This window comes from Flavobacterium geliluteum, from assembly GCF_017948595.1.
Taxonomy (GTDB): domain Bacteria; phylum Bacteroidota; class Bacteroidia; order Flavobacteriales; family Flavobacteriaceae; genus Flavobacterium; species Flavobacterium flavipigmentatum.
The window spans coordinates 233,990-254,974 of the sequence record NZ_JAGFBV010000001.1 but is presented as its reverse complement, the minus strand read 5'-3'; the positions used below and the strand labels follow the sequence as shown (position 1 = coordinate 254,974).

At 33.9% G+C, this 20,985-nt stretch carries 22 protein-coding genes and 2 tRNA genes; 8 read left to right on the top strand and 16 right to left on the bottom strand.

What is annotated here, in order from left to right; all coding sequences use genetic code 11:
- The first annotated feature begins 10 nt into the window (after window positions 1-10).
- Both nadE and J3495_RS01075 read left to right on the top strand, forming a co-directional pair.
- The gene (nadE, locus tag J3495_RS01080; RefSeq protein ID WP_210664710.1) at window positions 11-817 is read left to right on the top strand and encodes an NAD(+) synthase; all 807 of its coding nucleotides are present in this window, start codon (window positions 11-13) and stop codon (window positions 815-817) included.
- A gap of 92 nt (window positions 818-909) precedes the next feature.
- Window positions 910-1,539, top strand: a complete 630-nt coding sequence (locus tag J3495_RS01075) for a response regulator transcription factor (RefSeq protein WP_210664709.1) — start codon at window positions 910-912, stop codon at window positions 1,537-1,539.
- Between the two features lie 122 nt (window positions 1,540-1,661).
- On the opposite strand, the gene dnaG is transcribed toward J3495_RS01075, so the two are convergent.
- The 6 genes from dnaG to rlmN form a co-directional block, all read right to left on the bottom strand.
- Entirely contained in the window at window positions 1,662-3,725 is a 2,064-nt protein-coding gene (dnaG, locus tag J3495_RS01070; protein WP_210664708.1) for a DNA primase, read from the bottom strand.
- Between the two features lie 130 nt (window positions 3,726-3,855).
- Window positions 3,856-4,887, bottom strand: coding sequence for a hypothetical protein (locus J3495_RS01065; RefSeq protein WP_210664707.1), 1,032 nt, complete (start codon window positions 4,885-4,887; stop codon window positions 3,856-3,858).
- A 74-nt stretch (window positions 4,888-4,961) separates the two neighbouring features.
- The gene (locus J3495_RS01060) at window positions 4,962-5,696 is read right to left on the bottom strand and encodes a hypothetical protein (protein WP_210664706.1); all 735 of its coding nucleotides are present in this window, start codon (window positions 5,694-5,696) and stop codon (window positions 4,962-4,964) included.
- Window positions 5,683-6,243, bottom strand: coding sequence for an RNA polymerase sigma factor (locus J3495_RS01055; RefSeq protein ID WP_210664705.1), 561 nt, complete (start codon window positions 6,241-6,243; stop codon window positions 5,683-5,685). Before J3495_RS01055 ends, J3495_RS01060 begins: the two co-directional genes overlap by 14 nt.
- Before the next feature lie 191 nt (window positions 6,244-6,434).
- Window positions 6,435-7,412, bottom strand: coding sequence for a polyprenyl synthetase family protein (locus J3495_RS01050; protein ID WP_210664704.1), 978 nt, complete (start codon window positions 7,410-7,412; stop codon window positions 6,435-6,437).
- Between the two features lie 169 nt (window positions 7,413-7,581).
- Entirely contained in the window at window positions 7,582-8,625 is a 1,044-nt protein-coding gene (gene rlmN / locus J3495_RS01045; protein ID WP_210664703.1) for a 23S rRNA (adenine(2503)-C(2))-methyltransferase RlmN, read from the bottom strand.
- 210 nt (window positions 8,626-8,835) lie between these two features.
- Here rlmN and J3495_RS01040 point away from each other — a divergent pair, with 210 nt between their 5' ends.
- Both J3495_RS01040 and J3495_RS01035 read left to right on the top strand, forming a co-directional pair.
- Complete coding sequence (locus J3495_RS01040; RefSeq protein WP_210664702.1) at window positions 8,836-9,168, top strand: hypothetical protein; 333 nt, start codon at window positions 8,836-8,838, stop codon at window positions 9,166-9,168.
- A 111-nt stretch (window positions 9,169-9,279) separates the two neighbouring features.
- A complete protein-coding gene (locus tag J3495_RS01035) occupies window positions 9,280-9,921 on the top strand; it encodes an O-methyltransferase (protein WP_210664802.1) in 642 nt (213 codons plus the stop codon).
- A 267-nt stretch (window positions 9,922-10,188) separates the two neighbouring features.
- Here J3495_RS01035 and J3495_RS01030 read toward each other — a convergent pair whose 3' ends face one another.
- From J3495_RS01030 to J3495_RS01000, 7 genes are all read right to left on the bottom strand, one after another.
- Window positions 10,189-10,752, bottom strand: a complete 564-nt coding sequence (locus J3495_RS01030) for a phosphatase PAP2 family protein (protein ID WP_210664701.1) — start codon at window positions 10,750-10,752, stop codon at window positions 10,189-10,191.
- Window positions 10,752-11,099, bottom strand: a complete 348-nt coding sequence (locus J3495_RS01025) for a Sec-independent protein translocase subunit TatA/TatB (RefSeq protein ID WP_210664700.1) — start codon at window positions 11,097-11,099, stop codon at window positions 10,752-10,754. The genes J3495_RS01030 and J3495_RS01025 overlap by 1 nt, the downstream gene beginning before the upstream one ends.
- A 106-nt stretch (window positions 11,100-11,205) precedes the next feature.
- On the bottom strand, window positions 11,206-13,449 hold the full coding sequence (locus J3495_RS01020) for a M1 family metallopeptidase (RefSeq protein WP_210664699.1): 2,244 nt from the start codon (window positions 13,447-13,449) through the stop codon (window positions 11,206-11,208).
- Window positions 13,450-13,514: 65 nt separating this feature from the next.
- Window positions 13,515-14,021, bottom strand: a complete 507-nt coding sequence (locus J3495_RS01015) for a DUF6702 family protein (protein ID WP_210664698.1) — start codon at window positions 14,019-14,021, stop codon at window positions 13,515-13,517.
- Window positions 14,018-14,779: a hypothetical protein gene (locus J3495_RS01010; protein WP_210664697.1), complete on the bottom strand. Its 762-nt coding sequence runs from the start codon at window positions 14,777-14,779 to the stop codon at window positions 14,018-14,020. Before J3495_RS01010 ends, J3495_RS01015 begins: the two co-directional genes overlap by 4 nt.
- Complete coding sequence (locus J3495_RS01005; protein WP_210664696.1) at window positions 14,769-15,497, bottom strand: carboxypeptidase-like regulatory domain-containing protein; 729 nt, start codon at window positions 15,495-15,497, stop codon at window positions 14,769-14,771. Before J3495_RS01005 ends, J3495_RS01010 begins: the two co-directional genes overlap by 11 nt.
- Window positions 15,487-16,239, bottom strand: coding sequence for a hypothetical protein (locus tag J3495_RS01000; RefSeq protein ID WP_210664695.1), 753 nt, complete (start codon window positions 16,237-16,239; stop codon window positions 15,487-15,489). The genes J3495_RS01005 and J3495_RS01000 overlap by 11 nt, the downstream gene beginning before the upstream one ends.
- Window positions 16,240-16,444: 205 nt before the next feature.
- On the opposite strand from J3495_RS01000, the gene J3495_RS00995 reads away from it, so the two are divergent.
- Entirely contained in the window at window positions 16,445-16,945 is a 501-nt protein-coding gene (locus J3495_RS00995) for a hypothetical protein (RefSeq protein WP_210664694.1), read from the top strand.
- A 133-nt stretch (window positions 16,946-17,078) separates the two neighbouring features.
- On the top strand, window positions 17,079-17,786 hold the full coding sequence (pepE, locus tag J3495_RS00990) for a dipeptidase PepE (protein WP_210664693.1): 708 nt from the start codon (window positions 17,079-17,081) through the stop codon (window positions 17,784-17,786).
- 62 nt (window positions 17,787-17,848) lie between these two features.
- On the opposite strand, the gene J3495_RS00985 is transcribed toward pepE, so the two are convergent.
- Both J3495_RS00985 and J3495_RS00980 read right to left on the bottom strand, forming a co-directional pair.
- Window positions 17,849-17,921: transfer RNA gene (locus tag J3495_RS00985), tRNA-Gly, on the bottom strand.
- 115 nt (window positions 17,922-18,036) lie between these two features.
- A tRNA-Gly gene (locus J3495_RS00980) sits at window positions 18,037-18,109 on the bottom strand.
- A 133-nt stretch (window positions 18,110-18,242) separates the two neighbouring features.
- On the opposite strand from J3495_RS00980, the gene J3495_RS00975 reads away from it, so the two are divergent.
- Together J3495_RS00975 and J3495_RS00970 are read left to right on the top strand one after the other, a co-directional pair.
- On the top strand, window positions 18,243-18,689 hold the full coding sequence (locus tag J3495_RS00975; protein WP_210664692.1) for a GNAT family N-acetyltransferase: 447 nt from the start codon (window positions 18,243-18,245) through the stop codon (window positions 18,687-18,689).
- Window positions 18,682-20,256, top strand: coding sequence for a L,D-transpeptidase family protein (locus J3495_RS00970; RefSeq protein ID WP_210664691.1), 1,575 nt, complete (start codon window positions 18,682-18,684; stop codon window positions 20,254-20,256). The genes J3495_RS00975 and J3495_RS00970 overlap by 8 nt, the downstream gene beginning before the upstream one ends.
- Here the strand turns inward: J3495_RS00970 and J3495_RS00965 are convergent.
- Window positions 20,245-20,967: a murein L,D-transpeptidase catalytic domain family protein gene (locus J3495_RS00965; protein WP_210664690.1), complete on the bottom strand. Its 723-nt coding sequence runs from the start codon at window positions 20,965-20,967 to the stop codon at window positions 20,245-20,247. The genes J3495_RS00970 and J3495_RS00965 overlap by 12 nt on opposite strands.
- Window positions 20,968-20,985: the final 18 nt, after the last annotated feature.

The window sequence follows — 20,985 nt, the reverse complement described above, 5'->3', positions numbered from 1 at the left end:
ATGAATTATTATGGCGAAAAAAAGTACTATTCAGACAGAAAAAGTAAATACTCACATTGTAGAGTGGTTAAAAAATTATGCTAACAATGCAAAAGTGAATGGTTTTGTGATTGGAATTTCTGGCGGAGTTGACTCTGCTGTTACTTCTACTTTATGCGCGCAAACAGGTTTTAAGGTTTTATGCGTAGAAATGCCCATTCACCAGGCCGAAAGCCATGTAACAAGAGCAAAAGAGCACATTGAACAATTGAAACAGCGTTTTCCAAACGTTTCGAGTATAGAAACAGATCTAACGGCCGCTTTTGGAGCTTTTAAAGACACAATGCCCGTTACGACTGATGAACCCAAGATGCACCTGTCATTGGCCAATACAAGAGCCCGTTTAAGAATGACTTCTTTATATTACTTAGCAGGAATTCATGGTCTTTTGGTAGCCGGAACTGGAAACAAAGTAGAAGATTTTGGTGTTGGTTTTTATACTAAATATGGAGATGGAGGTGTCGATTTAAGTCCGATTGCTGACTTAATGAAATCAGATGTGTATGCTTTAGGAGCTTTTTTGGAGGTTCCGGAATCAATTTTAACAGCAGCTCCTACAGATGGATTATTTGGCGACCACAGAACCGATGAAGAACAATTAGGAGCCAGTTATGATGAACTTGAATGGGCCATGCTTGCCTCGGAGTCAGGAAACACAGCATCTGACTATAAAGAGAGAGAAAAAACTGTCTTTGAAATTTATAAACGTTTAAACACCAACAACAAGCATAAAATGGAACCAATACCCGTTTGTTTGATACCAAAAACGTTAAAATAATATTTTTAACACTTTTAGAGAATTAATTACAGAATTTATTTATTAATTTTACAGCTCCAAAAACATGATTAATTCTAAAAAAGGTAAAAACTATGATTAAAGTATGTCTAGCAGACAACCATCCTGTGACTCACTTTGGCGTAAAGTCGTATTTTAAAGACCACGATCAGATTTCGATCGTTGCCAACGTAGGAAATTTTTCAATGGTAAAAGATATTCTTCAAACGAAGGAGATCGATATCCTAATTCTAGATCTAGAATTAGAAGGTCTTTCGAGTATATTTGAAGTAAAATCTGTACTGAAAAGCTTTCCAAAAACAAAAATTGTAATTTTCAGTGATCTTGCCGAGCAAATGTACGCTCCCAACGCCATTAAAGCTGGAGTATCAGGGTACGTACACAAAACTGAAAAATTAGAAACCTTAGGTATTTCAATTATCAAGGTTCAAGAAGGAAAAATTATCATCAACGAGACCGTTCGCAAAAACATGGCCCTTATTGCTAAACAAAGCAAGAGCGAACGTTTGTACAGAAAACTTTCTAATCGCGAGATTGAAGTTTTACGTTACCTAAGTGATGGTAAAAAGAACAATGAGATTTCTAAAATCTTAAGTTTAAACGAAAAAACAATCAGTACTTACAAGTTACGATTGTTGACTAAATTGAATGTTACTAACTTAGTAGATTTAGTAAATAAAGCAAAGACTTTAGAGATTATTTAATGGTATCGCGACATTACTCTTCCTAGTTTTTTCGAAAAAGAATTGACTAATTTTGAGTAATCAACAACCATAGACAAAAGCTCTGTATTATCTGAATTATCAGGTTGTATAGAGCTTTTTAATTATTGATAATTGATAACCACTACTCCTTTCGCCTTCGCTACTTTATTTTTTAAATCATTATAATCATTAGCCATAGAAAGAACTTCGCTATTATCCTCTTTAGGATCTGTTAATAATGAATTCTTTAAATCATCAATTAGCTTTATAATTAATAGCATGCGCATTGCCAAAATAGTCTGAGAAACGTTTAATGTTACAGTTGCAAACTTATCTTTAGCAAAAATATTTTGGCCTTCCCAATTGTGCAAAGAAACTTTTTCATCTTCCATTAAAATATCAGTCACTTCCTGAGCAAATTCTGGATGTAAACGCATCAGATATTGCTCTAAACTAAAATTTTCGTGATGATGATAAAAACTTATTAAATCATTATAAATATCTTTAAATAAATTATTTGAAAATTCAACTTCATCTTCCTGCAAACTCAGATAAATTTTATCATAAACTTTCATCTCTCTCTTTTCAACAATTTGTTCAGTTATTCCTTCGTCATTTAACTTAAAATAAACATCTTCAAAAACTTCAGTTATATTACCATAGAGTAATAATATTTCTATAATCTTTCTTTCAAAACGATATAAAATATCAACTTTTTCTACGGATTCTTTTATATACCCCGACTCTCCCAGATAATCTTCCGGTGGTCCTACTCTTGGATCTTCCGGATCTCCTCCGGAAAAACCAGTATTTTTTGGTTTTTGATTTCTATAAACTTCAAAAGGTTTTTGATCCTGCTTTTGCTTTTTATTTGCTTCTGCAATATCTTTTTGAATCAGCTGCGCCAACGTACTCATCAAAACCTGCTCAGAAATATCCATGATTCTGGCACATTCCTGAATGTAAATTTCGCGTTGAATACGATCTGGAATTTTAGAAATACTATTGACCATATCGCGAATCAAATCGGCTTTTTTTATAGGATCGTTTTTAGCATCTCCCATCAAGATAGAAGCTTTAAACTGTATAAAATCTTTACTATTTTCTTCTAAATAAGCTACTAAATCATCATGAGAATTTTTTCTGGCGAAACTGTCTGGGTCTTCTCCATCAGGAAAACTGCAAACTCTTACGTTCATTCCTTCTTCAAGAATCAAATCAATTCCCCGAATAGAAGCTCGTAGTCCTGCAGCATCACCGTCAAAAAGTACGGTTATATTTCTTGTCAGACGATTGATTAACCTAATCTGATCTGGTGTTAAAGCAGTTCCTGAAGATGCTACCACATTCTCAATTCCGGCCTGGTTAAACTGTATTACATCGGTGTAACCTTCTACCAAATAACAATTATTTTGTTTGGCTATTGATTGTTTGGCCTGAAAAATTCCGTAAAGCACTTTACTTTTATGGTAAATATCACTTTCCGGCGAATTCAGGTATTTGGCCGCTTTTTTATCATTGGTTAAAATACGACCTCCAAAACCCAAAACACGGCCAGACATACTCTGGATAGGAAACATCACACGCCCTTTGAAACGATCAAACGGACGATCTTCTCTTGCAATGGTTAATCCTGTACTTTCTAAAAACTCTAATTGATATCCTTTTCCTAATGCTTCTTTTGTAAAAGCATCCCAAGTTTCAGGAGAATATCCTAAGCCAAATTTTTTGATGGTTTCGTTGGTAAAACCTCTTTCTTTAAAATAAGAATAACCAATTGCCTTGCCTTCTTCAGAATTTAAAAGGACATCCTGAAAATATTTGGCAGCAAATTCAGAAACCAGATACATGCTTTCACGCACATCTGTTATGGCTTTTTCTTCGTCTGTTTGTTCGGTTTCTTCAATTTCGATATTGTATTTTTTGGCCAGATATCGAATGGCTTCCGGATAGGTAAACTGCGAATGCTCCATTAGGAATTTAACAGAATTTCCTCCTTTTCCGGTACTAAAATCTTTCCAGATCTGTTTGACAGGAGAAACCATAAACGAAGGAGATCGCTCATCAGAGAACGGACTCAATCCTTTGAAATTACTTCCTGCTCGTTTTAAATTAACAAAATCACCAATAACCTCCTCTACTCGAGCAGTTTCAAAAACAGTATCAATTGTATTTTGTGAAATCAAAACGTAAAATATTTATTAAAATTGAAAGCCTGCAAAAATACGCAAATCCTTCTTGAAAATTGGAAGATTTTAAATAAAAAAAGTGCCTCTTTTGAAGCACTTTTACAATTAACTAATTCAAACTTGTTTTTTAATTCAAGTCGAAACGAACTCCTAATGAAATATTTTTTTCATCTACCAGATTATCTTTAAACACAGGATTCAAATCATATTTTAAATACAAACTTGTTGATCCGTACCCGATATACGAACTCAGACCGTAGATAAAATTATTGACATTAAAATCTCCTTTTGTTTTCTCTGTACTTTTCAAATCGCCGGATTCATACTGTAAAATCTGCTTTGATTTTACATTGATTCCTGCGTAACCTCCAAACCCCATTCTAAATCCCTGATGCGTTCTAAAATAGCGCTGATCGCCATTGTGTCCGTCTTTCGAAAAATCAAATTCTAAATGTACTGGCGCAACCAAATACACACTTCTAAAACGAGATTCTTTAAGATGTACAGGATTTGTAACCAAATCTGTCTGATCGCCATTGACTACAAAGCTTTTATTATCTGTTGGGCGAATATTATTGTACATAACCGAAAGTCCGTATTTGGCATGTAACAAATTATTTTCTTTCAAGATCCTCGAATTGTAAGTCAGACCCCACTCATAAAAATGTGAACCTGTAAAACGGTATTTAGCATCCTGAAGCTTTCCATCGACCATTATATTGTTTAAACCCGCTGCAAATACAAATTGTGAAGTAGTTCTGCGCTCGCCGCGTATCGAATCGTTGTCTCTATTTTTACTGTTCCAGTTGAAGGTATAGGAATGTTTTCCATCTTCTGATTTAATTTTTCCCTCTACTTTTTGCTGTACCAAATCGCTGAGTTCGTTTTGCGCCAGCGTAACTTTTTCCTCGATAATAACGGCTCTGGCTTCTGCCAATTCTTTTTTACGCTTATCCGCTTGCTCTTTTGTGATTTTTCCTTCAGACAACTGAACATTGACAGCTTCTACTTCTTCTTTTAATGTTTCTTTCTCTTCTTTGGTAATTTTCTCTATTTTATCGCCAATTTTTTTTGCTTTGGATTCAAATGTTTCCTGGCCTAACACTTTACTGACAAATAAAAAAACTAAAATAACGAGGTAAACGGTAAAATTTTTCATAATTGATTTTTTTAATGATTGTTGATGATTTGATGATTGTTTGTTGTACTTCTAAATAAAATTGATGTCAAAGTTTATTCTTGCTGATTTCTATTGGCCAACGCGACTTTTACCGTCTGGTAATTTTTATTGACTTTGGTAATCATTTTTTCTCTAAACGAAAGCTCCAATTCGCCATCTACCTGATCGAGTAAATCGTTAGCATTAATTTTTATTTTCGTTTTTGGTTTAGCCAAATGCTCTGCCACCATAGGCTCTTTGGATGAGGATAACAACTGATCTGCACTTTCACTTTTTGAAGTTTCGACCATTGAATTTTGATTGTTAATGGATTGTTTTTCTTGATTGTTTTTGATGATGATTGAAGACTCCGCTACTTGATTTTGCTCTTTTTTTATTAATTGATTTGATTTTTGACTTGATTTTTGATTCTCTTTTTGACTTGATTTTTTTACAAATATCTCTTCTCTGCTCGCTACTAAAATTTTATTTGAATCATTTGTATGTAAAACAGGTTTTATAACCGAATCTTTTTGACTGTGTTCTTCAACAGCGACATTATTTTTTGGCATTTCTACTGCATGTTTTTTTTGTTGAAAGAAGAAAGTTCCAAGCAATAAAAATCCAACAAGGCTGGCAGCTACATACAGCCAACTTTTTTTCGCAGTTGGAAATGATCGAACTAGCGGTTTTTTTTCTTCGGCAATACTCAACATTGCATCTAGTCGGTCCCAGGCTTTATCGCTAGGTGCTATTGTGCGCTGATTTAGTTTTTTACGGAAATCCTTTTCAAAATTATTCGGTTCCATTATCTTGTTTTTTTAAAATAGTAATTTGTGTTTGCAGCATTTTACGTGCGTGCGATAATTGCGATTTTGATGTTCCTTCATTGATTCCTAACATCTTGGCAATTTCATTGTGCTTGTAACCTTCGATAGCGTATAAATTAAAAATCATTTTATATCCGTCTGGCAAAGAATCAATTAAAAACTGAATTTGATCTATCGTAAACTGGCTGTCAATTTCATTAAAACTTTCTTCTGTATAAATTTCATCTTCGGCAAATTTTACTTTTTTCTGAACTCTTAAATACGAAATACATTCGTTAACCATAATTCTGCGGATCCAGCCTTCAAAACTTCCTTTGTTTTCAAATCTGTTTAAATTGGTAAACACTTTCATAAAAGCCGTTATCATAACATCTTCGGCCAACTGAATGTCTTTTATATATTGACGACAAACACTGAGCATTTTAGGAGAAAACCTACTGTATATCTGCTGTTGCGCTTGTCGGTTATTTTCGACAGCCAACTTTATAAGTTCGGTTTCTTCTTGATGTAAATGAATAATTTTCATTAATAAGCGTTCAGATTTTGTGTTACTAACAGACTTCTATTAGCATAGACGAGTTACTTCGTAAAATAGTTGCATGGGGATTGAAAAATTTAATGATTAAAATATTTAAAAATTAAATTTACAAATACAAATAACTGAATATCAGTACATTTATCTAATTTAAAAATTTTCTAATTATCTAATTAAAAAATTTATTTTTTTCTCTCAATAACGTAGTTGACCATCAAAATGAGGGAGTCTTTAAACTCAGAATCTGGGTAATGCTCTAAAAGTGAAAGTGCTTCCTGCTGAAATTCGACCATTTTATTTTCGGCGTAAGCCAAACCATTATGGTCTTTTACAAAAGCAATGACTTCTTTGACGCGTTTTTTATCTTTATTATGGTTTTTGATCGAGTTGATCAACCACTTTTTTTCTTGCGGAGTACAAGTATTTAAAACATGAATTAAAGGCAAAGTCATTTTTTGCTCTTTTATGTCGATTCCGGTTGGTTTACCGATGGCTTCCTCGCTGTAGTCGAATAAATCATCTTTGATTTGAAAAGCCATTCCGATCAGCTCGCCAAATTTGCGCATATTCTCTACCTGAACCTCATCTTCAATGACCGATTTTGCGCCAAGAGCACAACAAGCAGCAATAAGTGTTGCTGTTTTTTTTCGGATGATTTCGTAATAGATATCCTCGGTAATATCAAGTCTTCTAGCTTTTTCTATTTGAAGCAATTCACCTTCACTCATTTCTCGAACAGCCACAGAAATGATTCGAAGTAAATCAAAGTCGCCATTATCTATTGAAAGCAATAATCCTTTCGATAATAAATAATCGCCTACCAGAACCGCTATTTTGTTTTTCCAAAGCGCATTTATAGAAAAAAATCCGCGGCGGCGATTACTATCATCCACCACATCATCATGTACCAAAGTCGCAGTATGAATAAGCTCAATCACCGAAGAACCGCGATAAGTACGTTCGTTTACAATTCCCGAAGAAACCATTTTTGCTGTTAAAAAAACAAACATCGGACGCATTTGCTTGCCTTTTCTGTTGACAATATAATAAGTAATGCGGTTTAACAAAGCCACTTTTGAAGTCATTGACTCGTGGAACTTTTTTTCAAAAAGTTCCATCTCGTTAAAGATGGGCTGTTTTATTTGAGAAGTAATATTCATTTCGGCTTCAAATATACTATATTAAATAAAAAAACGGTATCTATTTAAGGTTAGTATAACAGTATTTTATGTACTAATATAAAAAAAATTAGTCGCGATTAGTTTGTAAAAAAGCATTACAAACAAGATCGAGACTAGTTCGTAATGCTTTTTTTATCTAAAAATAAAATTATCCTTCTTTATTGGCCAATTGCCCGCAAGCAGCATCTATATCTTTTCCGCGACTGCGACGCACTTTTACGACAACACCAATATTTTCTAAAGCCTTTATATAAGACATGATAGACTCTTCTGAAGCTTGCTGAAACTCGCCATCATCGATCGGGTTGTACTCTATCAGATTGACTTTACAGGGCACGTATTTACAAAATTTAACCAAGGCATCAATTGACGCTTTATCATCGTTAATCCCTTTCCAGACAACATATTCGTAAGAGATTTTGTTTTTGGTTTTTTTATACCAATATTCTAAGGCTTCCCGCAAATCTGCCAGAGGGAAGTTTTTACTAAAAGGCATAATTCGAGCGCGAACTTCATCTATAGCCGAATGCAATGACACCGCCAGTTTGAACTTGACATCATCATCGGCCATTTTTTTTATCATTTTCGGAATTCCCGAAGTCGAAACCATAATTCGTTTTGGAGACATTCCTAAACCTTCCGGTGATGTAATCATATCGATTGCTTTGATGACATTATTGTAGTTCATCAAAGGCTCACCCATTCCCATAAAAACAATATTCGAAAGTGGATGATTGTGATACAAGCGACTTTCTTTGTCAATTGCAATTACTTGGTCGTAAATTTCGCCTGGCTCCAGGTTTCGCATACGCTTTAATCGCGAAGTGGCACAAAAATTACAATCTAGACTACAACCAACCTGGCTCGAAACACAGGCTGTCGTTCTGGTTTCGGTAGGAATTAAAACCGACTCGACCACTAAACCATCATGCAGGCGAACGGCATTTTTTACGGTTCCGTCGCTACTGCGTTGCATCGTATCAACCTTAATATGATTGATCACAAAATTATTCTCGAGCATTGCCCTTGTGGACTTTGCTACATTGGTCATATCCTCAAAACTGTGAGCACCCTTGCTCCAAAGCCATTCATACACTTGATTACCACGAAAAGCCTGATCTCCATTGGTAACAAAAAAATCACGCAATTGCTCTTTTGACAAGGCTCTAATATCTTTTTTCTCGGTTTGCATGGTGCAAAGTTACAAGTATTTATGGAAACCTTTTTGTTTCTGAAAAAACTTTACAATCAATCTTTATCAATTTGAAAATTTGGCACGAGAATTGTTTTTCAATCGAAAGAAAAATAATCTTACAAAGAGCTCAATCATTTAAATTTTGTATTTTTATTTTTTCACCTTTATAACCTTTATATTTTATCAACTAAAAACATTTAATTTATCATGAAAAAACAAATTTTAAGCGTAGCTGTTCTTGCATTATTAGCTTTAGGTCTTCAATCTTGTGGAGACAAAAAAGAAACAAAACCTGAAGACGAATTGACTATTGGGAACAAAGTAGATACTTTGGCAACAGATATCGAAGAAGCTAAAGACACAGCGGTAACCAAAGTAAAAGATGCAGCTGATGACGTAAAAGATGCGACTAAAAAAGCGGCAGATGATGTAGAAAGCGCTGCAAAAAAAGGAGCTGAGAAAGTAGAAAACGCAGCCAAAGCTGTAAAAGACGGAACTGTAAAAACAGCCAAAGAAGTGGATGCTGCTTTGAAAAAATAATTTTTTGAAACCATTATCTGAAACCATTCGTTACGGCGAATGGTTTTTTTATGGAAAAAAGTGAGCCGATATTTTGTATTTTTGCTTTTCAAAATTTAGATGATACTACTCATGCATTTTATATCACAAGACCTAGAAGATTATATCGAACAACATTCTGAAAACGAACCCGAATTATTGGCTCGACTGAACAAAGAAACGTATCAAAAAATTCTTTTACCCCGCATGCTGAGCGGGCATTTTCAAGGGCGGGTTTTAAGTATGCTGTCTAAATTGATTCGTCCTGTAAATATTCTTGAAATCGGAACCTATACGGGTTATGCGGCTTTGTGTTTGTGCGAAGGCATGCAGGAAAATGGACAACTCCACACGATTGATATTAAGGAGGAATTAGTAGATTTTCAGCGAAAATATTTTGATCAATCTCCATGGGGGAATCAAATTTTTCAACATTTGGGCGAAGCGGTACATATTATTCCGAATCTCGATGTGAAATTTGATTTGGTTTTTATTGATGCCGACAAAGAAAACTACCTTAATTATTGGGAAATGATTGTCCCGAAAATGAACAAAGGCGGCATTATTTTGTCTGATAATGTTTTGTGGAGCGGTAAAATCCTCGAACCTGTACACCCAAATGATATAAGTACTAAAGTACTGTTGGAATACAATTTACTTCTAAAAAATGATACAAGAGTAGAAACGGTTTTACTGCCTATTCGTGATGGTTTAACGGTGAGTAGGGTGCTGTAAAAGTTTCTGAGACGCTAAGTTGCTAAGATGCTGAGTTTTTTTGTTGGTTTGAATGTTTATCATTATTGTAAAAAAAATCAAAAATAAAGGTTTTGTACCAAACATCAACAACTTCCAAATGGATTAGAATGGAGCGAGAAAACGGTTCTGAAAAACTGATTTTTATTTTGAAACCTAGAGCCCTAGCCCAGATGGGAGCGGCATCCTTTTGTTTTTTTCTTTAAAAAACAAAAGATACAGCGGACAGCTGGAAATAGCTCCTGAAAATTATCCCGGAAAGTAACGAGGCTTTAGTTTTTGATAAATTTTGAAAAGTGTAAAACCAAAAAGAGCTCCGAAGAAATAACCTGCAAGAATGTCTCCCGGATAATGCAAACCTAAATAAATTCGGCTATAAGCGAAGATCAATGGCCATAAAAATAAGAATCCCAAATACTTGAATTGGTCTCTAAAGATTAAATACAAAAAGGTAGCGACTGCCATAGTGTTGGCAGCATGACCAGAGAAAAAACTGTATGATTTTCTGACCTGAACTACTCGGATAATCTTGTTGATATCTGTATTATTACACGGACGTAGACGCTCGAAGGTGTGTTTGAAAAGATTGGTGATTTGATCTGTAAAAGTAAGCAAAACGGCTACGAAAAGCACAATAAACAACAGTTGTTTGGCGCCTACTTTTTTATAAATTACATAAAACATCAACAAAAAAAAGGGTGTCCAATTGAGCTGACTCGTGATAATGAGCCACAATTGATCGTATTTTTCAGCACCTAAACCATTAAGAAATATCAGTAAACTTGTATCTAATTCTTGTATTTTTTCGAGCATTACATTTGGCGTTTTACAGGTCCTGAGATACTATCTATGTCTTCTTTTACTTGATTGATTTCTGTGGCAGTATCACCCAAAAGACTGTTGCTATCTCCTAACAAATTTGTTTTGGCATTATTGATTTCGGCATTGATATTTCCGGTGATATCGGTCAAAGATCTAGTATCAAGTCCGTTTGATTCGGCTCCTTTTTGTATTTCACTTTTAATATCATTGGTGGCATTTTTAAGCTGCGCCATTGCCTTACCCATAGTACGTGCAATTTCCGGCACTTTGTCTGAACCAAAAAGCATGAGTACTACAAACAGTATGAAAACTAATTCTCCTCCTCCTATACCGAACATATCGTTTTTATTTTATGTGTTACAAAGATATTAAATTTTGTTTCCGAGAGTTTTAAAATTTACTTAAAAAAAAAAGACTCTTTTCAGAGTCTTTCTAGTGTTATGGTTAGTCAAATTTTGACTTTTCTTCTACTTTAGGCCAAGTGTTGTTGGTTACATCAATATCGGCAGTCATCAATTTTGGATCAATCTGAATGCTCTTAATTGCTTTTGAAGTAGCGTATACTTTTCTGGCAGTGTCATTGTTTTTTCTCCAGATTTGTGCCGGATACTGGAAGTTTTCTTTTGTACCGTCTTCATAAGTAAGCTCTACCAAAATTGGCATAATCATGCCGCCTGGTTTATTAAACTCTACTTCATAGAAGTATTTTGGCGATTTTAAAGCTGCTTTTTCTTCGGCAGTAAAAGTTTGATTTATATAATCAGACAATGGCTTCAAATCATCTATTTTTAAGGCTTTTTTGTTTGATGCACTCACCTCTGCATTGTCTCCGGAAACTAAATACACAAAAGGGCCTTTGTCAAATCCGAAACGTCCTTTTCTTACTTTTACATCTTTAAGATCAGCAGTTGGAGTTTCAGAAACATAATATTGTTTTACCTCTTTGATGCCTATGTCTACGAAATCTGTTGAATAAAACCATCCTCTAAAAAACCAATCTAAATCTACGGCCGAAGCATCTTCCATCGTTCTGAAGAAATCTTCCGGCGTTGGATGTTTGAATTTCCAACGGTTTGCATACGTTCTAAAAGCATAGTCAAATAACTCTCTACCCATCACCACTTCTCTCAAAATATTAAGTCCTGTAGCCGGTTTTCCATAAGCATTGTTACCAAATTGTACAATAGTTTCAGAGTTTGACATAATAGGCTCTAAAAACTTTTGGTCACCACTCATATACGGCACTATATTTTTTGCAGGCCCGCGTCTTGAAGGAAAATTGGTTCCTAATTCCTGTTCTGCCATGTACTCCATAAACGAGTTCAAACCTTCATCCATCCATGTCCATTGACGCTCATCTGAGTTAACAATCATAGGAAAAAAAGTATGTCCTACTTCGTGAATCACCACGCCTATCATTCCGTTTTTTACTTGCTCGCTAGTCACTCCATTTTCATCAGGACGACCAAAATTCCAGCAAATCATCGGATATTCCATTCCCTGATCTTCTGCAGAAACAGATACCGCTTTTGGATAAGGATAATCAAATGTATGCGAAGAATAACTTTTTAAAGTATGTGCAACTGTCATCGTAGAAGTTTCGCCCCAAAGCGGATTGGCTTCTTTTGGATAAAGTGATTCTGCCATCACTACTTTGCCACCTAATTTTACTGCCATTGCATCATAAATGAATTTTCGTGAAGATGCAATACCGAAATCACGTACATTTTTGGCGCTAAATTTCCATGTTTTTTTCTTTTCAGAGAAACCTTTTTCAGTAACTTCAGCTTCGGCTTGTGTAACAATCACAACTGGTTTATCAAACGATTTCTGAGCTTGCTCATAACGTTTTACCTGTTCTGCTGTAAAAACCTCACTTCTATTGGTTAATTCTCCTGTTGCATCAACTACGTGATCTGCTGGAGCCGTAAAATTGACATCAAAATTTCCAAAAGGCAAAGCAAACTCTCCGCTTCCCCAGAATTGCATATTTTGCCATCCTTCGACATCATTATACACTGCCATTCTTGGGTAGAACTGAGCAATTACATATAATTTATTACCTTCTTTTTCGAATAATTCGTAACCAGAACGTCCTCCTTCATTTCTATAATTATTAATGTTGTACCACCATTTTATAGCTAAAGAAATTTTCTCTCCTGCTTTTAATGGAGTAGCCAAATTGATACGCATCATCGTTTCGTTGATGGTATACGACATTGGATTGCCTTTTGCGTCTTTTACATATTCGATATTAAAACCACGCTCTAAATCTTTTTTCAAATATTCGCTTGAAAATTTGTCAAGAGGTAAAACCTGATTGATTTTTTCGCTTTCTACCAAACTTGATTGTGTATTGGCTTTGGCTTGGTTTTGGTCTAACTGAATCCATAGATACTCCAGATTATCCGGCGAATTGTTTGAATAAGTAATAATTTCTGAACCAATTAATTTTGAGTTTTTATCATCCAGCTCCACATCAATCTTGTAATCTGCTTGTTGCTGATAATAGGCTGGACCTGGTGCTCCAGAGGCCGTACGAAACATATTTGGGGTTGCCAACAAATCATACATTTGACTAAATTTGTTGGTATCATATTTACCTTGTTGTTTTGGTGCAACAACAGTATTTTTTTCCTGAGCCAGAAGCATAGCAGGAAAAATTAGTAGTAACGAAAGCTTTTTCATAAAAAGTTTTTGGATTTTTTTGAGGCTGTGAAAATAGCAATTAAAATAATAATTTTAACGATTTATTAGTACTTTAACACTTCTTTCCTTGAAGATTCTGTAAACAGAACGGTCTTTTTACCTCCGAAGGCAGTAATATGTGTAATATTCTGTTGTTCAGCATTCCAATCTAGTAAAATAGTATTCGAAATTTCTAAGATATTGAATTTGTCAACAGCCGTAATTCTGGCATAACAAACCAAAACATCATCGGCTTCTAATTCTTTCGAGAGAAAGACAACAGATTTTGTTTGCCCGTTTATTTTTATGGCAAAATTTTCTGAAAGATATTTTTTCAACAATTCAACATCCGCATCAGTTTCTTTTTCTGTGCCCAAAAATGTCTTTTTATTGTATTTTTTTTCTATTCCTTTACGTAAATCATCTACAAAAATTCTGGATGTAATTTGAAGCATTTTTTTCTCAGAGGCATAATTAATCTGAAAAACACCCATATAAAACTTATGAAACGAAAAAGCTGAAAACAAAAAAAAACATAAAATTAGTAAGGGGTAAAAAACAATTTTTCTCATTTTCCCTCAACTGTAACTTTTTTAAACTCTTGATTTTTGGTAATCATAAAATCCATCAAGTGAAACTGATCCTCCGGCTTTAAATATTTTTTTGACGCAACATCATTCGAACAAAACAATAAAAACAAATCTATTTCATCCTTTTTTAGATTTAATGTTTTACTGTAAAAATCTGATGTAAAATTAAGTTTTGCATATTCAATAAAAGCAACATCACTAATTTCTTCTTCTTTCAGATCTTCACTTTCTTTTTTATGCAAAAGCTTTTTTACATCTTTAAAAATTCGAACAAAATCAGTTCCGTATTTAATGGTCTGATCCGATAACATGGCTATATTTTTGGCCGTCGATTGTTTATCATCTTCAAACTGCGTGTCTATTATACCCTGCGAACCTCCTCTAAATGCTTTTACTTTTAATTCTTTGCCAATAATTACTTCTTTCAGTTTATTATTGACAATATCCAAATGCACTAAAAAAAGACGATCATCACAATTTTTCTGGGTTAATACAATTTTTTTAGATTGAAACGCCAAACTCGAAAAAAGCAATGTATCATTGGGTTGAGCCATTATATCAAATAATCCGTTGGAGTTGATAAATGTTTTAATGTTTGCATTAATATTCAGTACATAACCACTTTCTAAAACGATAGAATCGTTTACCACTTGCCCGTGCAATGGTTTTCTAGAATTAGTTTGCCCTAATGCAAATTGACATAACATACATAAAAAGAATACTCCTATTTTATTTTTCATTTTCAATAATTTTAAGATATTGTTGAGCCAAACGTGTAATTAAAAACATACTCATCGTTTTGTTCTTAGTATCCAAAGATACGGCAAATTCAGGATCATTGACACAATAAATTTGAAAGCCTTTTATATAATTTACATTAATTTTAAGTCTTTCTGTGTAATATGCCTCATCAAAAAGATACTCTAATTTATGAAAAAGTGCTTCTTTTTTCTCTACTGCAATTTCTTTTTTAAGCATTGATTTGCGTCCAGAAATACTATTGAGCAAACCATCAATACCGTTTCCGGAAGTGGCTGTGTATAACTTTCGCTCGGCAGGCGTATACGTTTTTTGACCTCTGGGAACAATACCCAAATTTTCGGCATTGATATCTGCATTTTCGTTTACAATAACCTCTTTCAACTCAATTTCTTTAGCTGTCATTTTTATTTGAAAAGAGGTCGTATTTAGATCTTCGGCAGATATTCTGCGTTTAAACGGCTCCAGATTGACAGCAGAAAAAACCAAAACATCGCCTTCCCTGACCAAAATCGAAAATATTCCGTTTGCATCAGAAACGGTAGTATGTTGTGTATTATTATTGATGATATTTACGCCTTCAACCGAAGTGGATTGTTCTAAAATTTGCCCAAAAATTTCTTTGGAATTGGCAGTCTGCCCCAATGAAATTTGAAAAAAAAGTAAAAGTAAAACCAGTAATGTATTATTATTTTTCAATGGCAAGTATTTCTTTGTATTTGACCGCTAATTCTCCGAGCAAAAACTCTGTTGATGTTTTGTTTTTTGAATTCAAAATTACTGTAAACTTATCATTTTCAACAACAAAATATTCAAAGCCTTTTACATATTCGAGAGGAATTTTTAGTACATCTACAAAATGTTCTGTAGAAAACATTTTCTCCAGTAGCTTCATATCAAACTGTTTTTTCTCTACTTTTAATTCTTTTTTAAGCATTGCTGTTCTTCCAGAAAGGAGATTCAAAAAAGAATCTGCAGAGATCGAACCACCCGCCATTCCTCCTATTGAAGCTTTTGCATCTAAATCTGTCGCTGTAAATAATTTTCGTTCTGCTTCTGTGTATGTTTTTTGTCCTTTGGGAACAATTCCCAACGAAACGGCATTGATGTTATCATATCTCTTGATAATCACTTCCTGCAGTTGATGAATGACAGGACTTAGTTTTATAATAAAATTCAAATCTGAAAAACTGTCAGGTGTTAGTAAAATTCTGGATTCTTTAAATTGAATGGAAGAAAAAACAAGTGTATCACCCACTTTTGCAGCTATCGAAAAAGCACCAGAAGCATCTGTTGTACCCATGACTTCTGTTTGCACGTTTACCACGTAAACCCCTTCTAAATCACCATAATTGGCACTAATTTTTCCCTCAATCACTTCTTGTCCCAACACTAACTGAGTCAATCCTAAAAACAAAACACAAGCAACTTTATTTATCAAAATATAAAAAAATTAGATTTTCTCTTAAAGTTGTAAAAATATCCTAATATCTTCCAAATTTAGTATTAAGAACATGGTAAAAAAATGTTAATTCGTTTTGTTATGCATTTAAAGCAAGTTAAAATTATAAAATAATTCTTATAAAAGAAACAATTGGCATATAAATTGTAAGAAATGAATTATAATAATTTAAATAGAAGAAACAATGAAAAAGACAATTTTATTATTTAGCATTTTAGCTTCCAGTATGATTTTTGCACAGGAAGAAATTAATTCTACTAATTCATGGTTAAAAGCTGGATTAAACGTTGGGATGCCTGTTGGTGATTTACATGATTTCTCATCGGTGGCAGTTGGAGCAGATTTAAGAGGTCAATATTTGGTAACACCGCATTTTGGAATTGGAGGTGCTACCGGTTACACTCATTTTTTTGGAAAAAACGGTGGCGACGATTTTGGCTTAATTCCAGTAGCAGCTTTTGCCCGTTATTACTTTCAGACTGAAGGGGTATTTATTGGCGCAGATTTAGGCTACGGATTTCTGACAAATGCACAAGACAACGCTGGTGGATTGTATGTAAATCCTCAGATTGGTTACCATAACTCTAAATGGAATATTTATGGTTTTTTTCAAAACACATTTGCAGAAAATGATGTAAATATTCAGAATGTAGGTATTGGAGCGACTTATAATTTAAAATTCTAAAATTTCTAAAATTAAAACTCTAAAGGCTGTATCCATTCGATACAGCTTTTTTTATTCCCTCTAATCAAAATTCACGATTCATGTTTTAGTATCTTTGTTTTCGTATTTTACTTAAACCAATTTATACCAGAACATGAAAAGTATTATCATTGCTAGTACATCTACGCTACATGGAGGAAGTTATTTAGACTATCTTTTACCTACTTTACAACAACATTTTAAAGATTGCAAAACCATTCTTTTTATTCCTTATGCCCGTCCAAGCGGAATTTCTCACGAAGAATATACACAAAAAGTGACAGCCGCTTTTGCGAAAATTAATATCGAGGTAAAAGGAATCCATGAATTTGAAAATCCTCAATCTGCCATAAAAAACGCTGAAGGAATTTTTACCGGAGGCGGAAATACCTTTTTACTGGTCACTCAGTTGTATAAAAACGACCTTATGCAAATTTTATCTGAAACCGTAAAAAAGGGAACACCATACTTAGGAACCAGTGCAGGCAGCAACATCTGCGGACTCTCTATGCAAACTACCAACGACATGCCAATCATTTACCCGCCAAGTTTTCAAACGCTGGGTTTAATTTCTTTCAATTTGAATCCGCATTATTTGGATCCGGAAAATCAGTCTACACACATGGGTGAAACTCGCGAAACCAGAATAAAAGAATTTCATGCGTTTAATGCTATTCCGGTTTTGGGCCTTAGAGAAGGAAGCTGGCTGGAAGTAAAAGGAGAAAAAATCACGTTGAAAGGCGACTTAAAAGCACGTTTATTTTTGCAAAACAAAACTCCCGAAGAATTAGAAACCGAAAGTGATTTAAGCGCTTTAAACTAAAACAAACTCTAAAAGTTATAAAAACAAAAAAGCCTTAAACTAAAGTTTAAGGCTTTTTGAAGAGCGAAAGACGAGGCTCGAACTCGCGACAACCAGCTTGGAAGGCTGGAGCTCTACCAACTGAGCTACTTTCGCATTAACAGGGTGCAAAGATAAATAATAAAATCAATTAAAAAAATAAATTAATTAAAAATCTAGCAAAATTTCAAATTTTATAAAAAAACCGAAACATTTAAGTTCCGGTTTTTAGAGCGAAAGACGAGGCTCGAACTCGCGACAACCAGCTTGGAAGGCTGGAGCTCTACCAACTGAGCTACTTTCGCATTACTGGTGCAAATATAAAAAATAAGTTAAGTTTAAAACAAGCTTTTCAGGTAAAAAATTCAAATAAACTGCGCTATTTTTTATAATCTATTTAAAACTAAAAAGTTATCGCTTATTTTTTTCTCGTCAATTATGAATAATATTAAAGAAATTACCCCGAAAGAAACACATATTGTACGTCATTCTGTTTTAAGAAAAGGAAAACCGATAGAAAGTTGTCACTTTGATGGTGACGATTTAAACACTACGCATCATTTTGGTTTGTTTTCTGAAGAAAATCTTACAGGAATTATTTCGTTATTTTCAACTAGCAATGCTATATTTGCAGCTCAAAAACAAGCTCAGATTCGAGGAATGGCAGTTTTAGAAACGCATCAAAAAAGAGGAATTGGCGAAGCTTTGGTGAAGCATGCAGAAAAATATTGCATTGAAAATCAAGTAAATACAATATGGTTTAACGCTCGAACAGCAGCAGTAAAATTTTACGAAAAATTAGGCTATCAGGTAGTTGGCAAACCTTTTGATATCAAAGAAGTCGGGGAACACTATTTAATGTATAAAGAATTAAAATATGAATAAACTTTACTTTTGCTTATTACTTTTAGCCATTACCAGTTGTAAAAAGGAAGAACCTGTTACAAAAAAAGCACCTTCTATTATTTTAAGTGATGAAAGAAAAGTCCTTATTGATACTGCTGTAATTAACTCTTTTAAAAACGAAAACGTAAAACTTTTTTATCTTTCTTCTGAGAATAAAACGGTTTGGGGAAATCTTAAAAAAAGAAAATTTGTTTTAAATCAGTTAAAAAAATCTGAAAAATTAGGATTAAATCCTGATGATTATCATGTACCGAAACTTATTCAGTACGAAAAAAACATCAGCGGTCTTAATGACAAACAATTAGCTCATTACGACGTTATGCTAACCTATAATTTTGAAAAATACCTGACTCATTTATACAAAGGAAAATTAAACCCTAAATTACTTTACAGAGATTGGGCATTGGAAGAAAAATCTTTTGATGTGAATACTGTTCTGATAAAAGATTTCAACCAAAATCATCTGGACAGTCTTGTAGAAAAAATTCAACCTAAAACACTTACTTACAAACAATTATTAAAGTCTTTACAGTTAATAGATCAATTTCCTGACGATAACATCAAAAAAATTGAATCGGCAGAAAAAATAACGTTAAACGATACTAATCCAGCATTAATAAACATCAAAAAAAGGCTTTTTTACTGGAAAGATCTCACAGGACGAAAAGATAGCCTGACTAAAATCTACGACACTAAAACATTCGAATCTATAAAAAGATTTCAGAAAAGACATGGTCTTGCTGCTGATGGTGTGATTGGCGCAGGAACTTTGAATGCTTTGAATTTTACTAAAAAACAAAGAAAACAACAAATTATAGCCAATTTGGAACGCTGGAGATGGTATGCCAATGATTTTTCGAAAAACTATTTTATTATCAATATTCCGAACTACAGTTTAAATGTTGTCGAGAATAATGATACAACTGTAGTACGAAATGTTGTTGTTGGCACCTATAAAAGAAGAACTCCGATTTTAACATCAAGGCTAAAGACTGTCGTTTTTAATCCCACCTGGACTGTTCCTCCTACTATTTTAAGAGAAGATGTTGTGCCTGCAATGCTGCGCAACAGAAACTACTTATCACGTAAAAATATTACCATTTACAATAGCGCCGGAGACATTGTAGATCCTTTTGAATGGAATCCTAAAAAGCCACATAGTTATCGCTACGTACAAAGTCCCGGCTACAATAATTCTTTGGGATTAATGAAAATATTATTTCCTAATAATTATAGCGTTTATCTGCACGACACCAATCATCGTGACTATTTTGGCAGACATAATCGCTCTTTGAGTTCTGGTTGTGTACGGGTAGAAAATCCGTTGGAATTGGCGCAACACATCCTAAATGACAGCTTAAACAATTGGCCAAAACGAAAAATAGATTCGATTATAACTACCAAAAAAACGACAAATATAAAAATTGCTAAAAAATACAAATTATACCAATGGTACTGGACCGCTTGGAGCGAGAAAAATAAATTGATTTTTAGAAATGATATTTACAATCTTGACGCCGATTTGTACAGCAAACTACGAAATTAATTTCTCTTCTGAAACAAAACTTCTTGACGGATGGTAAATAAACAAACAAGATTTGTTTTTTATTACCTCGATAATTGCATTCGTTAATTCTACAGGAAGAGCCGGGCAACCCTGACTTCTTCCTAAACGTTTGTTACCTCTTATAAAAGATTCAGAGACATAATCAGCGCCATGAATAACGATAGCTCTTTCGCGGGCATTATCATTTACACCTTTTTCTAATCCATCCAAACGAAGCGAAAGCCCGTGTTTCCCTTGGTAAACTTCTCCTGTTGCATAAAAACCTAAACTACTTTTGTTGGATGAATTTTGGTTCGAAAAAAAAGAAGCAATTTCGTCTCCGGTATTTTTGCCATGTGCTACAAGCGAGTGAAAAAGAATTTTGTTTGCTACTAAATCGATCACCCAAAGGCGTTTTGTATTTGAGGAAAGGCTAAAATCTACCAAAGTGAGAATATCTTTTTGGATAAGACCTTTTTCTTTCAATAAATAAAAACCTTTTAAGGCTTCCGAAAAAGATTTCATTTCAGGAAGTACAAAATGATTAGAATCTATCATGTGATAAACACTTTCGATCTTAGCATCAATTGTCAAATTATCAACTTTTGCGAACGTCTTAGTTTCTAATTTTTTAGTCTCAGAAGTATTTTTAGAATCTGTGCCAAACGACAAAAACAAAAATAATAGCGCGGGATAAATCTTATAAATCATTGAATTTCTTTAGGTTAA

Coding starts and splice junctions, on each gene's coding strand:
- nadE (WP_210664710.1), top strand. CDS start 11: ATGGCGAAAAAAAGTACTATTCAGACAGAAAAAGTAAATACTCACATT.
- J3495_RS01075 (WP_210664709.1), top strand. CDS start 910: ATGATTAAAGTATGTCTAGCAGACAACCATCCTGTGACTCACTTTGGC.
- J3495_RS01065 (WP_210664707.1), bottom strand. CDS start 4,887: ATGAAAAATTTTACCGTTTACCTCGTTATTTTAGTTTTTTTATTTGTC.
- J3495_RS01060 (WP_210664706.1), bottom strand. CDS start 5,696: ATGGAACCGAATAATTTTGAAAAGGATTTCCGTAAAAAACTAAATCAG.
- J3495_RS01055 (WP_210664705.1), bottom strand. CDS start 6,243: ATGAAAATTATTCATTTACATCAAGAAGAAACCGAACTTATAAAGTTG.
- J3495_RS01050 (WP_210664704.1), bottom strand. CDS start 7,412: ATGAATATTACTTCTCAAATAAAACAGCCCATCTTTAACGAGATGGAA.
- rlmN (WP_210664703.1), bottom strand. CDS start 8,625: ATGCAAACCGAGAAAAAAGATATTAGAGCCTTGTCAAAAGAGCAATTG.
- J3495_RS01040 (WP_210664702.1), top strand. CDS start 8,836: ATGAAAAAACAAATTTTAAGCGTAGCTGTTCTTGCATTATTAGCTTTA.
- J3495_RS01035 (WP_210664802.1), top strand. CDS start 9,280: ATGCATTTTATATCACAAGACCTAGAAGATTATATCGAACAACATTCT.
- J3495_RS01030 (WP_210664701.1), bottom strand. CDS start 10,752: ATGCTCGAAAAAATACAAGAATTAGATACAAGTTTACTGATATTTCTT.
- J3495_RS01025 (WP_210664700.1), bottom strand. CDS start 11,099: ATGTTCGGTATAGGAGGAGGAGAATTAGTTTTCATACTGTTTGTAGTA.
- J3495_RS01020 (WP_210664699.1), bottom strand. CDS start 13,449: ATGAAAAAGCTTTCGTTACTACTAATTTTTCCTGCTATGCTTCTGGCT.
- J3495_RS01015 (WP_210664698.1), bottom strand. CDS start 14,021: ATGAGAAAAATTGTTTTTTACCCCTTACTAATTTTATGTTTTTTTTTG.
- J3495_RS01010 (WP_210664697.1), bottom strand. CDS start 14,779: ATGAAAAATAAAATAGGAGTATTCTTTTTATGTATGTTATGTCAATTT.
- J3495_RS00995 (WP_210664694.1), top strand. CDS start 16,445: ATGAAAAAGACAATTTTATTATTTAGCATTTTAGCTTCCAGTATGATT.
- pepE (WP_210664693.1), top strand. CDS start 17,079: ATGAAAAGTATTATCATTGCTAGTACATCTACGCTACATGGAGGAAGT.
- J3495_RS00975 (WP_210664692.1), top strand. CDS start 18,243: ATGAATAATATTAAAGAAATTACCCCGAAAGAAACACATATTGTACGT.
- J3495_RS00970 (WP_210664691.1), top strand. CDS start 18,682: ATGAATAAACTTTACTTTTGCTTATTACTTTTAGCCATTACCAGTTGT.
- J3495_RS00965 (WP_210664690.1), bottom strand. CDS start 20,967: ATGATTTATAAGATTTATCCCGCGCTATTATTTTTGTTTTTGTCGTTT.